A 17,234-nucleotide genomic window follows, 5' to 3' on the forward strand; every position below is an offset into this window, starting at 1 on the left:
TCATCTCCCAAGTGAGTCATATATAGGTGAAAGGGCGTCGTACTGTCGTAAGCAGGTGGCGTATTGTTACTAGAACAAGCTGCTAATAATAAGCAAAGCAAAGCAAAGAGATAATTTTTTTCATAAGGGGCCTCACAAATATCTGGATTTAAAATGATTTTACTGAATAGAAAATTATTTTGCTATTTATCTTTTATAGGAATGGCTAAATGTCGAGAAAGTATGAAATGAAAGAAAAAATAGCACCAACACTTGGGGTGGTGCTATTGATAATAGTGTTCTTTGAATTAGCCAATTCTGTCTTTGAAACCAAAGTAGATAACAGGCAGCCATATTGGTGCGGTAATAATCATTAGCGTATCTTTAACCCCGTCTTTAGCAGCCTCTTTTGTATCCTCCCATTTTTCTGAACGTTTTTCTTTATCTGTTTTTAGACGATAATTATATACATACGATCTTATTGCAATAGGAAGAGATGGATTTTTCAGAATATCATCTCGGTTACTTAGTTTTACGATTTTCCCATTGAGTCTATCTTCTTGGGCATCTATTTCGAATACGAGTTGAGTTGGGCGTTCTTTTCCTTTGCAATCAGCAGGTGCTGGATAGAAGAAATCATTTGTATTGCATCCCCCATCGTTGTAATAGTTAGTCCAGCGTGGTTTTAGCCCCTGAAGACTTTGGCGTAATGTTTTTATATGCTTAACTGGCATATTCAAACGATATTTTAACTGGACATTATTATGGCTACGATCAGCATAAATACCGATGCTAAGGTCGTAATTTTTGTCTTCTTTTTTTAACATTGGTGTGATGTATTCAGGTTGTAACAAAGGTCGAAGATATTCTATTTCAGCCCCTGAAAACTCGTAATCTTCGGTATCACCAAGTAAGTAAATTTTGTTATCTGGGGTTTTGATAATATCTCGAATATACACAATATCATCACTGATATGCCGCAGTCCGGAAGATTCTGAAATGTATGTGATTTCTTCAGGAGAAGATGAAGCCTTGTTACTAGAACAAGCAGCTAATACTAAGCAAAGCAAAGAGATAATTTTTTTCATAGGGTTCCTTACAAGCAGTGGGATTTTTGGGTTAGTTTTGAATAAATATATTTAATGGGTCTTCTATTTTTGAAAAGACATTATTCAAATATTTCCATCTTTCAAAGTCAACATCTTTAACGAATGCCATTAACCCTGAGATATGATTATAAAATCCATATGGTGTATCAAAGTTCTCATGTTTAGCTGTTTCTATTAGTCCATATTTATTAGAAGCATATAAAAGACGCTCTATTCTTTTATATGTTTCTTTGGGAACTCTAGGTTTTTCTCCATCTACTAATAAACCAAGTACAATTTTTCTAGCTCCTGGACCTGCAATTCTAGTTTTTTTATTATTTATAATAAATCCACTTTCTACGATGGTTTTTACAATATCTTTATGTATCGTAAATTTTTCTTTTCTTTTATCTAAATATGTCGAAAAGGTAATATCATCAGCGTATCTTGTATAAACAAGGTCATGTTTTTTTGCTAAATCAGTCAATAATGTGTCTAGCTCAAATGCAGCTAAATTACTAAGCATAGGACTAGTTGGAGCTCCCTGAGGTAATATGCCAAGTAGATGATTATTATAAAATTTATAATTTATACAATTGGAATAAGAATTTATGTAATTTTTTAGACATTTAGGCAGGCGTGTAGTCGTGCATATTCTTGCTAATTCAAAAGCTAAAAGAGAACGATAGCCCAGATTATAGAATATCTCATATACATTTTTTTCGTTTATTGTATAGAAAAAATCCTTTAAATCATATTGAAATAACCATTTTGCCCCGCAATGCTTTAAAGCACATCTTTTTACTCCTCCATTAGAGTGAAATGCAAAAGAAGCTGGGTGTGGTAGTGTTTTTTGTAGTATTTCAGAATTTATAAATTGCTGAACTTTAAATAGTTCTTTATTGACTTGATGAATATATCGGTATCCACCAGAACGCTTTCTAATAGAAAATATTCGATAATTAACCCTCTCTCTACGGCGCATAATTGTTTTTCTCAGGACGAGATAGTGTGTGCTAGTAATTTTTGATAAATGACGTAATGTAAAAATTATAGGTAGATTTTGAGTCTGTAGATTCTGATAATAGCTAACTAGCTTTTTAGCTGAAACATCGCCAAGTTTAGAGGAAGCTTTATTAAATAGCTGGTGTGCAGAAAAAATTTCCATTTACTTTTCCTTTTGGGTTCTCCCTCCCGTTCGAGGGGGGGAACCATCAACATCAATCCTATCCCGAGACATCGTAGGAAAAGCTAGGATTGATGCTGAAGGGCAGTCTAACTGCCATAACATAAGATTTATCCAGAGATATTTATCCAATATCCCCACCTATGAAACTAAAAGTTTCGCAGATTCATCAATACTATCAACAATATTGATGGCTAAATGTTTTTTAATCCACACACCAGGATTTAGGAATATACATGTTATAGTCCCAAGATGGCAAGTTAATATTTCTTTTTTTATAGAGAAAATCTAATCCTCTACATGTTAATCGAGTATTTTCATCTATTAATCCCATCTTTTTTATATGACTTAGCAAATTATTTGCATATTTTACATCAACGGCAAGTCTTTGAGATATGCTGCTTGGTTTCTTAATTCCTCTTTTAATTAGTCTTAGAATATTCAAAAGTTCATCACTTATAGGGGCGGAGATATTAATTTCATCATTCATTTCAAGCAAATTTACAAGCCATGTTGGAACTGATCTTTGTGGCATTAATGGTTTCCAATTAGGTGCTTCAAACCATATAATTCCTGGGGTATTATTAGGTACGCTATGATAAAAAATAATATTGGAGAATACTTTCCGATACCCTAATCTTGCCCAAGAGAGTATTTGGGTCTGATTTTTACATAATTCTATGAGTTGCTCATAGTTTTTTCCCCAGCGAGAATTTATCCAGTTTTTATGGTAAACGAATTTGCTTGTAAATGTAATTTTAGACAACTTTTTAATTTTATTTCCGGCTTTATCTTTTCCCCTAATATTCATAATTATTTTTTTTTCAGACTCGTGAAAACGAGAAAAGCTAACAATATGAATATTAACCCAACCAAAATTCCACCAACTGAAAAATGTGGGGTGTTTTAACATTGAATTAATAAATTCAGATACTCTATCTCCACTACCGATGGAATCATCAATTAGAATATAGTTTCTAACTTTTTTATCTTTAAGTTCATCTAGTGATGGATGGTCTAATAAAAATTTACTATTTTGGCGTACTAAATTAGATATTAATGAGTAAACTAGATCTTCACTTCCCTGAGATGTTCCAGGTCTATAAATAGCTTCTTTATTTTTTTCCCAATAATAAGGAGAGGTTGAGGTTTTTGGAATATTTAATTTTCTAACAGAATACAGGGCAAAAGTAGATTCCTCATCTAAGAAAGATAAAATAGTCTGGCTCACCCATCTAGAATAATCATCACGAGAAATAAATTTCAAATGGCTTAATAATAATTTTGCTAAAGGCTGACTTCCTGCTGGAAATTGAGAAAGCCAGTCTTGAATTTCGGGGGATGAGTCTATTTTTGCTGGAGATAAACTTTTAACGAATGATTTATTTTTAGTCATAGTTTTATATCTTCATTATTTTTTTCTAGAGTTGGTAGTAAATATCTACTTCATCGCCACACCCAACCACTTCATCATCTCTCTCTCATCCCAACCTTTACGTTTGGCATAATCTTGAGCTTGGTCTTCATCAATGCGACCTAAAGTGAAATAGTTACTTGCAGGGTGGGTGAAGTACCAACCGCAGACAGAAGCTGCAGGCCACATGGCGTAGCTTTCGGTGAGTTTCATACCGATGCGTTGTTCTACTTCTAATAAATCCCAAATCAAGGCTTTTTCAGTATGTTCAGGGCAGCTTGGATAACCCGGTGCAGGACGGATGCCGACATAGTTTTCATTGATTAACCCTTGGTTGTCGAATTCCTCTTGCGTGTACCCCCAAATGCGGGTGCGTAGCTCAAAGTGCAAGTATTCTGCCATGGCTTCAGCTAAGCGGTCGCCCACAGCTTGTAACAAGATGGCGTTATAGTCATCGCCTGCCGCTTTATAGCCTTCCACTAATTCCATTTCTTCAATACCCGCACAGACAGCGAACATGCCGAACCAGTCTTTTTTACCGCTTTCGCGATCGGCGATAAAGTCGCTTAAGCAGAAGTTAAATGGGCTTTTGCTGTTTTTGCCTCGTTCGGTTTGTTGGCGTAAGCCATAAGCGGTGCCAATGGTTTGTGTGCGTTCTTCATCAGAAAATAACACCACATCATCGCCCACACGTTCCGCAGGGAAAATGCCTAAAATACCGCTTGGGTTGAGTTTATGGTTTTGCTCTAATTCATCTAAAACCACTTGTGCATCATTCCACACTTTGCGTGCTTCTTCGCCGCCTTCTGGATAATCGAAAGCGTCAGGGTAGCCACCCATTAAGCCCCAAATGCGGAAGAATGGCGACCAGTCGATAAATTTACGTAATGTGGCAATCGGTACGTTTTTAAATTCCACAATACCGGTTTGGTTTGGTTTTGGCGGCACGTAATCTGCCCATTCGCCACTAAAGCCATCAAAGCGGTTTGCACGTGCTTCTTCAATGCTCAGTTGTTTACGAAGCGGTTTACGGTTAGAGAAAGATTGCTGAATTTTCTCGTAATCTTTCTTGAACTGTTCCCACAATGCCGCACGGCTTTCTGGGTTCATTAATGTCGCACACACCGTGACCGCGCGTGATGCATTTGAGGTATAGAATACGCCGTGTTCTTTATATTTTGGATAAAGTTTAATGGCTGTATGTTCTTTAGAGGTGGTCGCACCGCCAATCATTACAGGCAGATTTAAGCCTAAGCGAGTCATTTCACCCAAGAAGTATTCCATCTCATCTAAAGAAGGGGTAATCAAACCACTTAAAGCAATGATATCGGCTTTTTCATCAATGGCGGTTTGAATGATTTTGTCCGCTGGCACCATCACGCCCAAGTCAATCACTTCAAAGTTATTACATTGCATTACTACGCTTACGATGTTTTTACCGATATCGTGCACGTCGCCTTTTACAGTCGCAATCACCACTTTACCGTTGCTTGAACCTTTTTGTTTGGTGGCGTTGATGAATGGCTCTAAATACGCCACGGATTGTTTCATCACGCGTGCAGATTTCACCACTTGTGGCAGGAACATTTTACCGTCACCGAATAAATCGCCGACTACGTCCATGCCTGCCATTAGCGGACCTTCAATCACATCTAATGGGCTTGGTAAGGTTTGGCGAGCTTCTTCCGTATCTTCCACAATGTAAGTAGTAATCCCTTTCACAAGCGCGTGTTTTAAACGTTCTTCAACCGGCCAAGTACGCCATTCAGCCACAGAATCGACCGCACTTTCATCGTTGCCTTGGTTACGATATTTTTCTGCAATATCGAGTAGTTTTTCGGTGGCATCAGGGCTGCGGTTTAATACCGCATCTTCTACGATTTCACGTAATTCAGGATCGAGATCGTCATAAATCGCAAGTTGTCCTGCATTCACAATCCCCATATCCATGCCTTGTTTGATAGCGTGATAGAGGAAGACGGCATGAATGGCTTCACGCATCACGTTGTTACCACGGAATGAGAAAGACACATTTGACACCCCGCCCGAGATTTTCGCGTGCGGTAGCGCACGTTTGATGCGACCAGTGGCATTGATGAAATCCACGCCGTAGTTGTTGTGTTCTTCAATCCCCGTACCAATGGCGAAAATGTTCGGGTCGAAAATAATATCTTCTGGTGGGAAGCCAAGTTGATTGACTAAAATGTCATAAGCACGACTACAAATTTCGACTTTGCGATTTTCAGTATCGGCTTGACCCACTTCATCAAACGCCATGACCACTACGGCGGCACCATATTTACGCACCAGTTTAGCGTGTTCAATAAAGATTTCTTCGCCTTCTTTTAACGAAATAGAGTTCACAATTGGTTTACCTTGTACCGACTGCAAACCTGCCTCAATTACTTCCCATTTAGATGAGTCGATCATGACTGGCACTTTAGCGGCATCAGGCTCGGTCGCCATAATATTGAGGAAACGGGTCATGCATTTTTTGCCGTCGAGCAAGGCTTCGTCCATATTGACGTCGATCACTTGCGCGCCGTTTTCCACTTGGTCGATAGCAATTTCAATGGCTTCAGCAAATTTGTCTTCTTTAATTAAACGTTTGAATTTCGCCGAACCTGTCACGTTATTACGTTCGCCCACGTTCACGAATAGGCTTTCATCATCAATATTCAGTGGCTCTAAGCCGGATAAACGCATTGCGGTTTTAATTTCAGGCAATTTACGTGGTGCAATACCTTGCATTGCATCAGCAAAGGCTTTGATATGCTCTGGCGTCGTACCACAACAACCACCGACAATGTTCACAAAGCCACTTTCAGCCCATTCTTTAAGGTGTGCAGCCATCTCTTCAGCACCTAGATCATAGCCACCAAAGGCATTTGGTAAGCCTGCATTTGGGTGGACGGAAACATAGGTTTCGCTGATTTTAGATAGTTGTTCAACATACTGGCGAAGTTCTTTCGGGCCTAGCGCACAGTTCAAACCGAACGTTAGTGGTTTAGCGTGACGAAGCGAGTTGTAGAACGCTTCGGTGGTTTGCCCAGAAAGGGTACGGCCGGAAGCATCGGTAATGGTGCCGGAAATCATAATCGGCAATTCCACACCTAATTCTTCAAATACGGTTTCAATGGCGAAAATAGCGGCTTTTGCGTTTAACGTGTCGAAAATGGTTTCGATCATGATTAAATCAGCACCACCTTCAATTAAGCCTTTGGTCGCTTCAGCATAGGCATCGACCAATTCCATAAACGTCACATTACGGAAACCCGGGTCGTTTACATCAGGAGAAATAGAGGCGGTGCGGTTAGTTGGCCCTAATACACCGGCGACAAAGCGAGGTTTTTCTGGCGTGCTGTATTTATCAGCGGCCAAACGCGCTAGTTTTGCGCCTGCAAAATTCAGTTCGTAGGCAATAGACTGTAAATCATAATCCGCTTGCGCAATGGTGGTAGAACTGAAAGTATTGGTTTCAATAATATCGGCGCCCGCTTGTAAGTATTTCTCATGAATCGCAGAAATTAGCAGCGGTTGGGTTAAGGTGAGCAAGTCATTATTGCCACGTAAATCAACCGCACTTTCTTTAAAACGCTCGCCTCTAAAATCAGCCTCGGTGAGTTTGTATTTTTGGATCATTGTCCCCATCGCGCCATCTAAAATGAGGATGCGTTCAGCGAGGGATTTTTTCAGTAATTCGGTTTGATTATGTGACATAGACAGCTCTTTTTAAAATCAATCAATATTGGTCGGAATAATAGGGATAAGCATGGATACTGTCAAATAAAAGGGGAGAAAGTGCGGTAAAAAAATGGAATGTTTTCAAAAAGAAAGGCGGACAAATTGTCCGCCGAATGGTTAGCAATATTTGCTGTCCGAGTAAAAAAACAGATTAACGTAAAAATACTGGAATATTTTTTTCGTATTCACTGATGGCATCTTCATGTTGTAACGTCAAACCGATGTTATCCAAGCCGTTTAACAAACAATGACGGCGGAATTCATCCAGTTCAAAGTGATAGACTTTGTCACCTACAGTGACCGTCATCGCTTCTAAATCCACATGGATTTGTTTGCCTTCATTTGACCATACCCATTGGAAGATCTCTTCCACTTCCTCTTCGCTTAAACGAATCGGTAACATGTGGTTATTTAAGCTGTTGTTGTAGAAAATATCCGCAAAACTTGGTGCGATCATCACTTTGAAACCGTAATCGGCTAACGCCCAAGGTGCATGTTCACGAGAAGAACCGCAACCAAGGTTTTTACGCGCTAATAAAATAGTCGCGCCTTGATATTTTGGATAATTCAGCACGAAATCTGGATTTGGTTTAGTGCCTTCTACATCCAAATAACGCCATTCATGGAATAAGTGTTTGCCGAAACCTACGCGGGTAATGGCTTGTAAAAATTGTTTTGGAATAATCGCATCCGTGTCCACGTTTGCCGCATCCAATGGCACTACTAAGCCTGAAATTTGTTTAAATCCTGCCATTTTCTGCTCCTTAGTTTAATGTGACGTCACGAATATCAACGAATTTACCGAACATTCCCGCTGCGGCAGCCATGGCAGGGCTCACCAAGTGAGTGCGACCATTACGGCCTTGGCGACCTTCAAAGTTACGGTTTGATGTAGAAGCACAACGTTCCCATTCACCTAAACGGTCATCGTTCATCCCTAAGCACATTGAGCAGCCAGGATTACGCCATTCAGCACCCGCTTCGATAAAGATTTTATCCAAGCCTTCTTTTTCTGCTTGTTCTTTCACTAATCCGGAACCTGGCACGACTAAAATACGTTTTACGTTATCGGCTTTTTTACGGCCTTTCATGACAGCAGCAGCGGCACGTAGATCTTCGATACGAGCATTAGTACAAGAACCGATAAACACTTGATCTACTGGAATTTCTTTTAAATCAGCGTTAGCGTCTAAGCCAATATAATTCAATGCTTTTTCTGCTGAAGCACGAGTCACCGGATCGGTCATTTCTGCTGGGTTTGGCACAGGCTGATCGATACCGATTACTTGGCCTGGGTTTGTTCCCCAAGTTACCTGTGGTGCAATATCTTTGGCTTCTAACGTGATGACCGTGTCAAATTTCGCATCATCATCGGATTTTAAGGTTTTCCAATAAGCAACGGCATCATCCCAATCTTTACCTTTCGGTGCATGTGGACGGCCTTTTAAGTATTCGAAAGTGGTTTCATCTGGTGCGATTAAACCTGCTTTTGCCCCCATTTCAATCGCCATATTACAAACGGTCATACGGCCTTCCATGGAAAGGTCACGAATGGCTTCACCGCAGAATTCCACTACATGGCCTGTACCGCCCGCCATGGTAGTTTTACCGATAATGGCAAGAATAATGTCTTTTGCGGTAATGCCTGGCGCCACTTTGCCACGCACTTCAATTTTCATATTTTTCGCACGAGCTTGTTTTAAGGTTTGGGTGGCTAATACATGTTCGACTTCGGATGTCCCGATACCAAATGCCAAGGCTCCGAATGCCCCGTGGGTGGCGGTATGAGAGTCACCACAAACGATAGTCATGCCTGGTAAGGTTAAACCTTGTTCAGGCCCCATGACATGCACAATACCTTGTTCTTTTGTGGTCATATCGAATAATTGAATACCGGTCGCTTTTGTGTTTTTAGCGAGTTCCAATACTTGAATTTTCGCTTGGCCTTCAAGTTTGTTCACATCACGTACTTGGGTAGAAATACTGTGATCCATGGTACCGAACGTTTTACTGACTTGACGTACTTGGCGGCCTGCCACACGTAAACCATCAAAGGCTTGTGGGCTGGTCACTTCATGGATTAAATGACGGTTAATATACAAAATCGGCGTTTCGCCTTCAGCTTCATATACCACGTGGGCATCGAATAATTTTTCGTAAAGAGTTTTTGCCATAATTTTTCTCAATTCGTTAGGGTAGCAAGTGCGGTCAAATTTTAGGGTGTTTTTAAACCGCACTTTAATTGTTTTTATTAGATTGCGTTAGCGATTAATGTACCCATTTCTGCCGTTGAAACAGGTGCAGAATCATCGGTTAAATCACCCGTACGGTGACCATTTGCTAAGACTTTTTGCACGGCATTTTCAATCGCATCTGCCGCATCATTTAAGTTGAAGCTATAACGCAACATCATTGCTGCAGAAAGAATTTGTGCGATTGGATTGGCAATGCCTTTACCTGCGATATCCGGTGCAGAACCGCCAGCCGGTTCATATAAGCCGAAACCTTCTTCATTTAAGCTAGCAGATGGTAACATTCCCATAGAACCCGTGATCATCGCCGCTTCATCAGAAATAATATCGCCGAAAATGTTAGAGCAGAGGAGCACATCGAAAGACTCAGGTGCTTTGATTAATTGCATGGTCGCGTTGTCGATATAAATGTGATCTAAAGTGACTTCAGGGTAGTCTTTTGCCACTTCAGTCACGGTTTCACGCCATAAGATTGAGGCTTGTAGTACGTTAGCTTTATCCACGGAAGTCACGTGTTTACGACGTTTCATTGCCGCATCAAAAGCCGCACGAGCAATGCGTTCGATTTCATATTTGTAATAAACTTCGGTATCGAATGCTTTGGTTTGTGCACCTTCGCCTTCACGACCTTTAGGCTGACCGAAATAAATCCCGCCAGTTAATTCACGCACAACCACCATATCAAACCCTTTCGCTGCAATATCTGCACGTAATGGACAGAATTTTTCGAGTCCTTTATAAAGGGTAGCAGGGCGAAGATTGCAGAATAATTTGAAATGTTTACGCAATGGTAATAATGCACCGCGTTCAGGTTGTTGATCCGGTGGTAAATTTGTCCATTTTGGGCCACCTACAGAGCCAAACAAAATCGCATCAGCCTCATCACAACCTTTTAAGGTTTCTGCCGGTAATGGGCAACCACAATGATCAATTGCAGCACCACCCACATAAAACTCGTTAAAGTTAAGTTTGAAACCAAATTTTTCTTGGACTTTGTTTAATACTTTAATGGCTTCAGCCATCACTTCTGGACCAATACCGTCTCCCGGTAGAACAGCGATGTTATATGATTGCATATTGTTTTTCCTATTTCAGTCACACCAAAGTGCGGTTAATTTTCTCCCCTCTTTTGTAAAGAGGGGCTGGGGGGAGATTTTAACGATATAAAATTTACCGCAGAGGTTGATGTTGCTTCTGCCAAATCTCCCCTAACCCCTCTTTGCTAAAGAGGGGGACTCAATTAATTAATGATGTTTGTGGCTTTTAATATCGGCGACTTTATGCGCACGATAAATCGCATTAATTGCATGAACTAAAGCAAGTGCGGAAGATTCAACGATGTCTGTTGCTAAACCAACACCGTGGAATTTACGGCCTTCGTGTTCAACCACGATATCCACCTGACCTAAGGCTTCAGCACCTTCGCCTTTTGCAGTTAAGTTATAGTGGGACATTTTGATATCTAAGCCGGTTAAATTCAAGATCGCATTGTAAACTGCATCAACCGGACCATTACCACCGATAGAAGAGGTGCTTAATTTTTTACCATCCAATTCCACTTGAACAAACGCAGTTGCTGGATACTCTTTAGTGGAGTGTGCAGAAAGTTTATCTAACACTAAACGATCTTCATCACCTTGTTGCATATCGATAAAGGCTAAAGCTTCTAAGTCATAATCGAATACTTGGCCTTTTTTGTCTGCCAATTTTAAGAATGCTTCATACAATTTGTCTAAATCGTAATCTTGTTCGGTGTAGCCCATATCTGCCATATGGCCTTTTACTGCTGCGCGACCTGAACGGGCGGTTAAGTTCAATTTCTCTTTCTTCAAGCCGATAGTTTCTGGCGACATGATTTCGTAGGTATTTTGGTTTTTTAACATACCATCTTGGTGAATACCGGATGAATGTGCGAAAGCATTTGAACCTACAATCGCTTTATTCGGTTGGATTGGCATATTACAAAGTTGGCTCACCATTTGGCTGACACGATGAATTTCTTGTGTGTTGATACGTGTATCCACGCCCATGAATTCTTGGCGAACTTTCATTGCCATTACCACTTCTTCAAGTGAGGTATTACCCGCACGTTCACCAATGCCGTTGATAGTACATTCAATTTGGCGTGCACCATTTTGTACAGCGGTTAAGGAGTTAGCCGTTGCCATACCCAAGTCATTGTGGCAATGTACGGAAATCACAGCTTTATCGATATTTGGTACGCGGTTACGTACTTCAGCAATAATATTGCCGAATTGATTAGGTAAGCAGAAACCAACAGTGTCAGGAATATTTACAGTTGTTGCACCTGCATTAATTGCCGCTTCAACAATACGACAAATATTGTCGATACCGGTACGGCCTGCATCTTCGCAAGAAAATTCTACATCATCAGTATAATTACGTGCATGTTTTACTGCGGCTACCGCCATTTCAACCACATCGTCAAAGGTACGTTTTAATTTGGCTTCAACGTGTAATGCTGAAACTGCAATAAATGTATGGATACGAAACGCTTCTGCCACTTTTAAGGCTTCAGCTGCAGCATCAATATCTTTAATTACCGCACGGGAAAGTGCCGCAACACGACTATTTTTGATATGGCGTGCAATGGTTTGAACGGATTCAAAATCACCTTGAGAAGAAACTGGAAAACCGACTTCCATCACATCCACGCCTAGACGTTCAAGAGCTAAAGCAATCTGTAATTTCTCTTTAACGGTTAAGCTTGCTTTTAACGCTTGTTCGCCATCACGCAAGGTGGTATCAAAAATAATAACGCGATCTGTCATAGTATTTTCCTTCTTTTATCACTCAAAGTGCGGTCATTTTTACCGTGATTTTAAAACGAAAAAACCCGCAATTTTAAAAGTGCGGGTTGATAATAGATTTTTTACATAAAGGTGTTTTTTATCCACAACTTAGCCGCACAAAGAATGTGAGAGCAGGAGGTTGAGAGATAAAGACACAGCTTGGTACATAAAAAGATAATCCTGTAAAAAATTCTGTAAAACGCTGTCCATATTACGGATAAAAATTTTGCTGTCAAATCATTTATCAGTGATTTATATCTAAAATGAATATCTCAACATAATCTTAAAAGTTTATTTCTCTAAATATAAACCATTGTTCGAAATTAATCTCTAAAAATGGCTTTTAAGAAGCCATTTTTGTTCTGTTTTATTCCTTGTTTCTGGTATGCAGATTTTTTCTAAAATTTTTTCTCTTTTTGCGATCTGAATCGCAAAATTAAGACAAATCTTTCATTTTTTGAGACCAATCTAGCCATAATTCACTTTTTAAAGGAGAGAAAGATGAGCGATTTTACGTCGATTTTGTTGCGGTTGGCACAAGTGCCTAAATTGGGGAGTGTGCGGATTCAACAAATTCTGACCCATGCAGGTATAGAAGACTTATTAAATTATGATGAAGTTGCATTTCAACAAATGGGCTGGAATGCTTTGCAGATTCGTCGTTGGTTTCAGCCTGAAATGAAATTCATTGAGCCCGCTTTGAGTTGGACTGAAAAAGAAGGGCATCATTTAATTCACTGTTTTTCAGATGGGTATCCTTTTTTACTTAAACAAATTAGTGGTTTTCCGCCTTTATTATTTGTGAAAGGCAATTTGATCGCACTTTCTGCACAGCAAATCGCCATGGTTGGGAGCCGCTATTGTTCGGCTTACGGTGAATATTGGGCAAAATATTTTGCGACAGAGCTTTCTCTCGCAGGATTGACGGTGACGAGTGGGCTGGCTTTAGGTATCGATGGATTTAGTCATCAAGCGGTGGTCGATATTCAAGGGCAAACTATTGCCGTATTGGGCAGTGGATTAGAGCATATTTATCCTGCTAAACACCGACGATTAGCGGATCAAATTATCGAGAATAACGGCGCGTTAGTTTCTGAATTTATCCCTACGCAAGCACCGATTGCTGAAAATTTTCCTCGTCGTAATCGCATTATCAGCGGGCTTTCATTGGGGACTTTGGTCATTGAGGCCACAGAGAAAAGCGGTTCATTGATTACGGCGCGTTATGCCTTAGAACAAAATCGTGACATTTTTGCGTTGCCAGGAAATATTCAAAGTGAATACAGTCAGGGCTGTCATAAACTGATTAAGCAAGGTGCGATGTTGGTGGAAAATGTCAAAGATATTTTAGATAGCCTCAATCATAGCGTTGTTTTTCAGCCTCCAGTACATACGCCAATCAATCAGTCGGTGGCTCAACCACTTACTGCCAAAATGCCTACAGTGGAGCCGAGTCATCCTGAACTTTATCAATATATTACTTATACACCGATAAGTCTTGATGATTTATCTGCAGCATTGAATTTGCCGGTGGATTTGCTTTTAGTGCAGTTATTAGATTTGGAGTTACAAGATTTAATCGTCAATGAGAATGGACTCTATAAGCGGATAGCATAAACGGGGTAGAGCGATGAGGCAATCCTGTGCTAAGATACGGTCCAGTTTTAGAAAGGAGAACCTATGTTAGCCATTATTTCCCCGGCAAAAACCTTAGATTTTGAAAGTGCGGTCAGAAATCTGCCTGTTTCTCAACCGCACTTGACGGATTATAGTGAGCAACTGATTGAAATCTGTCGTCAATTATCTCCCCAAGATCTTTCTTCATTAATGTCTATTAGCGATAAACTTGCGGGCTTAAATACGGCTCGCTTTGCTGAATGGACAAAATCTCACAACGAAAAAAATTCACGCGCAGCTATTTGGGCATTCAAAGGTGATGTTTACACTGGTTTGGATGCTAATAGTTTATCTGATGAAGATATACAATTCGCGCAACGTCATTTACGTATGCTTTCTGGTTTATATGGTTTACTTAAACCCCTTGATTTAATGCAACCTTACCGTTTGGAAATGGGCACAAAGTTAGCGAATCCCAAAGGGAAAGATCTTTATGCTTTTTGGGGTAACATTATCACTCAATCCGTGCAACAGGCACTTGATGAGCAAGGCGATTGTGTTTTGATCAATTTAGCTTCCGATGAATACTATAAATCAGTAAAAGAAAACCAATTAAACGCACAAATTGTAAAGCCTGTTTTCTTAGATAATAAGAATGGTAAATACAAAGTGGTCAGCTTTTATGCGAAAAAAGCCCGTGGTTTAATGTGTCGTTTTATCATTCAAAATCGTTTGGAACGTGTTGAACAACTGAAAGAGTTTGACCTTGGTGGTTATTGGTTTGATGCGACATCCTCTACTGAAAAAGAATTTGTATTTAAGCGAGATATCAATGAATAAAATCCTGGTTATATTGACCGCACTTTTACTCTCAGGTTGTGCGGCAAAAGTGAGTCAGCTTCAAACTCCTGAAAAAATTGAGTACAACGGCAAAACTTATAAACTTACTGCAAGCCAAGATTTGGATACGATTGCGCGTTATGTTTATCTTGCAGAGCCGGATACCTTGGAAAATTGGCAGTCTCAAATTGAAGTGTTGCTTGATCGTGATTTATCCCGTTCTATTGAGCAACGCGTAGCATTGCGTGAGAAGGTATACCGTAATTTAGGGGTGAAAGATTTCAAAATTCTTGCAAATTCAACGAATCCGAAAAAGCCTGCCACAGAGTTAAATGGTTATGTCATTTATGCTCCGACAGAACAAAATCCGTCTTGGCAAGTGGATATTGCTAAGGGTAAAAATGTGCCACATTGTGGCTTTGTGCAATATCAATATTCCCAAAAAGTGGAACAAGGTAAGAAATTTCAACGTTTAAACAAAGTAAAAATTGTGAAAAATTTACAAAAGTATTTGGTGGCGAAAGAAAGCAAGACATTACAAAAAGCCGATCTTTCTTGGAAATGTGAAAGTTATTTCCATCACTAAAACTTATACTAGATCAAATTCCACGTAAATTTTAAAAATTTTTCTAGAGCAGAAATAATGGATGGTGTAATCTTGACGCCAATTATTCTTAGAGTTCAAAGTAGGTAAATATGATTAAAAAAATTGCTGTATTAACCAGCGGTGGTGATGCACCAGGTATGAATGCTGCCATCCGTGGCGTTGTTCGTGCAGCTCTTGCAGAAGGGCTTGAAGTATTTGGGATTTATGACGGTTATCAAGGCTTATATAATAATAAAATCAAACAGTTAAATCGTTATAGTGTATCAGATATTATTAACCGTGGAGGTACATTCTTAGGCTCTGCGCGTTTCCCAGAATTTAAAGATCCTGCGGTACGTGAAAAATGTGCAGAAATTTTACGTTCTCACGGTATTGATGCTTTAGTTGTTATCGGTGGTGACGGTTCTTACATGGGAGCAAAATTGCTTACTGAAGAACATGGTTTCCCTTGTGTGGGTATTCCAGGAACAATTGATAACGATGTGGCTGGTACGGATTACACAATCGGTTACGAAACAGCGTTACAAACAGCCGTTGATGCGATTGACCGTTTACGAGACACCTCAAGTTCTCACCAACGTATTTCTATCGTAGAAATTATGGGGCGTCACTGTAGTGACTTGACTATTTCTGCAGGTATTGCCGGTGGTTGTGAATATATTGTGGCATCTGAAATGGAATTTAACCGCGAAGAATTAATTCGTCAAATTGAACGCAGTATTATTCGTGGAAAACGCCACGCCATCATTGCGATTACTGAGTTAATCACTGACGTTCATTCTCTCGCTCGTGAGATTGAGGCTCGCGTAGGTCATGAAACCCGTGCAACTGTATTAGGCCATATTCAACGTGGTGGTTCGCCTTGTGCCTTCGACCGTATTTTAGCTTCACGTATGGGCGTATATGCGGTAGATATATTGCTACAAGGTAAAGGTGGCTACTGTGTGGGTATTCAAAATGAAAAATTAGTTCACCATGATATTATTGATGCAATCAACAATATGCGTCGTGAATTTAAAGCAGATTGGTTAGAAATGGCTAAACGCTTAGAATAATCTTTGTAAGGTTATTTAAAATAAAAGAAATCGGGCTAAAGCAATCATTGTTTTAGCCCTATTTTTATCTGTTTAGATTAAGCTTTTAGGTATTTCTCTTACGCTGCAAAATTAAAAAACGACAATCATAGGGATTGTCTTCATCAGCTTGGCGATATTCTTCAAACTCGATGTTCCATTCAGCCCAATTAATTTCAGGGAAGAAGGTATCGCCGTCAATGTCTGCTTGAATTTGCGTGAGGTACAATTTATCTGCTTTAGGTAAATATTGTTTAAATAACTCTCCGCCGCCGAGCAACATAATTTCATCAAATTCTTTGACAAAATCGACCGCACTTTCAAAACTATTTTTCCAGATGACACCTTCATGTTCGTAAGGCGTGCGTGAAAGGACAATATTAGTCCGTTTCGGTAGTGGGCGACCAATGCTTTCGAAAGTTTTACGGCCCATAATCACCGGTTTTCCCGTAGTGTTTTTACGAAACCTGGCTAAATCGGCAGGTAAGTGCCAAGGCATTTGATTATCTTTTCCGATGACGTTATTTTTTGTTGTCGCAACGATTAAACTTAATGTCATATTTTCTATCCTATTTTTCTTTTTTTGCATTATATCATAGCTATTCACAAAATCTGTATATA

The 17,234-nt window shown here is 39.8% G+C and carries 13 protein-coding genes; 4 read left to right on the forward strand and 9 right to left on the reverse strand.

Annotated elements, in window-relative coordinates:
• Positions 1 to 287: 287 nt before the first annotated feature.
• From DPV85_RS00730 to leuA, 8 genes are all read right to left on the reverse strand, one after another.
• On the reverse strand, positions 288 to 1,067 hold the full coding sequence (locus tag DPV85_RS00730; RefSeq protein ID WP_111326428.1) for a hypothetical protein: 780 nt from the start codon (positions 1,065 to 1,067) through the stop codon (positions 288 to 290).
• A 31-nt stretch (positions 1,068 to 1,098) separates the two neighbouring features.
• On the reverse strand, positions 1,099 to 2,235 hold the full coding sequence (locus DPV85_RS00735; protein ID WP_111326430.1) for a reverse transcriptase family protein: 1,137 nt from the start codon (positions 2,233 to 2,235) through the stop codon (positions 1,099 to 1,101).
• A 223-nt stretch (positions 2,236 to 2,458) separates the two neighbouring features.
• Positions 2,459 to 3,649 (reverse strand): phosphoribosyltransferase-like protein, encoded by a 1,191-nt coding sequence (locus DPV85_RS00740; protein ID WP_111326432.1) that lies wholly within the window; start codon positions 3,647 to 3,649, stop codon positions 2,459 to 2,461.
• Between the two features lie 45 nt (positions 3,650 to 3,694).
• Positions 3,695 to 7,387, reverse strand: coding sequence for a methionine synthase (gene metH / locus DPV85_RS00745; RefSeq protein WP_111326434.1), 3,693 nt, complete (start codon positions 7,385 to 7,387; stop codon positions 3,695 to 3,697).
• 175 nt (positions 7,388 to 7,562) lie between these two features.
• Positions 7,563 to 8,165, reverse strand: a complete 603-nt coding sequence (gene leuD / locus DPV85_RS00750; protein ID WP_111326436.1) for a 3-isopropylmalate dehydratase small subunit — start codon at positions 8,163 to 8,165, stop codon at positions 7,563 to 7,565.
• A gap of 10 nt (positions 8,166 to 8,175) precedes the next feature.
• Positions 8,176 to 9,585, reverse strand: coding sequence for a 3-isopropylmalate dehydratase large subunit (gene leuC / locus DPV85_RS00755; protein ID WP_111304353.1), 1,410 nt, complete (start codon positions 9,583 to 9,585; stop codon positions 8,176 to 8,178).
• A gap of 77 nt (positions 9,586 to 9,662) precedes the next feature.
• Positions 9,663 to 10,739, reverse strand: a complete 1,077-nt coding sequence (gene leuB / locus DPV85_RS00760; protein ID WP_111326438.1) for a 3-isopropylmalate dehydrogenase — start codon at positions 10,737 to 10,739, stop codon at positions 9,663 to 9,665.
• Between the two features lie 168 nt (positions 10,740 to 10,907).
• Positions 10,908 to 12,455: a 2-isopropylmalate synthase gene (gene leuA, locus DPV85_RS00765; RefSeq protein ID WP_005696823.1), complete on the reverse strand. Its 1,548-nt coding sequence runs from the start codon at positions 12,453 to 12,455 to the stop codon at positions 10,908 to 10,910.
• Between the two features lie 522 nt (positions 12,456 to 12,977).
• Here leuA and dprA point away from each other — a divergent pair.
• From dprA to pfkA, 4 genes are all read left to right on the forward strand, one after another.
• On the forward strand, positions 12,978 to 14,093 hold the full coding sequence (gene dprA, locus DPV85_RS00770; RefSeq protein ID WP_111326440.1) for a DNA-processing protein DprA: 1,116 nt from the start codon (positions 12,978 to 12,980) through the stop codon (positions 14,091 to 14,093).
• Between the two features lie 63 nt (positions 14,094 to 14,156).
• Positions 14,157 to 14,933, forward strand: coding sequence for a peroxide stress protein YaaA (gene yaaA / locus DPV85_RS00775; protein ID WP_111326442.1), 777 nt, complete (start codon positions 14,157 to 14,159; stop codon positions 14,931 to 14,933).
• A complete protein-coding gene (locus DPV85_RS00780) occupies positions 14,926 to 15,519 on the forward strand; it encodes an HI_0983 family protein (protein WP_111326444.1) in 594 nt (197 codons plus the stop codon). The genes yaaA and DPV85_RS00780 overlap by 8 nt, the downstream gene beginning before the upstream one ends.
• 110 nt (positions 15,520 to 15,629) lie before the next feature.
• Entirely contained in the window at positions 15,630 to 16,595 is a 966-nt protein-coding gene (gene pfkA, locus DPV85_RS00785) for a 6-phosphofructokinase (RefSeq protein WP_049373141.1), read from the forward strand.
• Between the two features lie 85 nt (positions 16,596 to 16,680).
• Here pfkA and folA read toward each other — a convergent pair whose 3' ends face one another.
• Complete coding sequence (folA, locus tag DPV85_RS00790) at positions 16,681 to 17,172, reverse strand: type 3 dihydrofolate reductase (protein ID WP_111326446.1); 492 nt, start codon at positions 17,170 to 17,172, stop codon at positions 16,681 to 16,683.
• Positions 17,173 to 17,234: the final 62 nt, after the last annotated feature.

Origin of the sequence: Haemophilus parainfluenzae (assembly GCF_003252725.1) — a bacterium.
Lineage (GTDB): Bacteria > Pseudomonadota > Gammaproteobacteria > Enterobacterales > Pasteurellaceae > Haemophilus_D > Haemophilus_D parainfluenzae_L.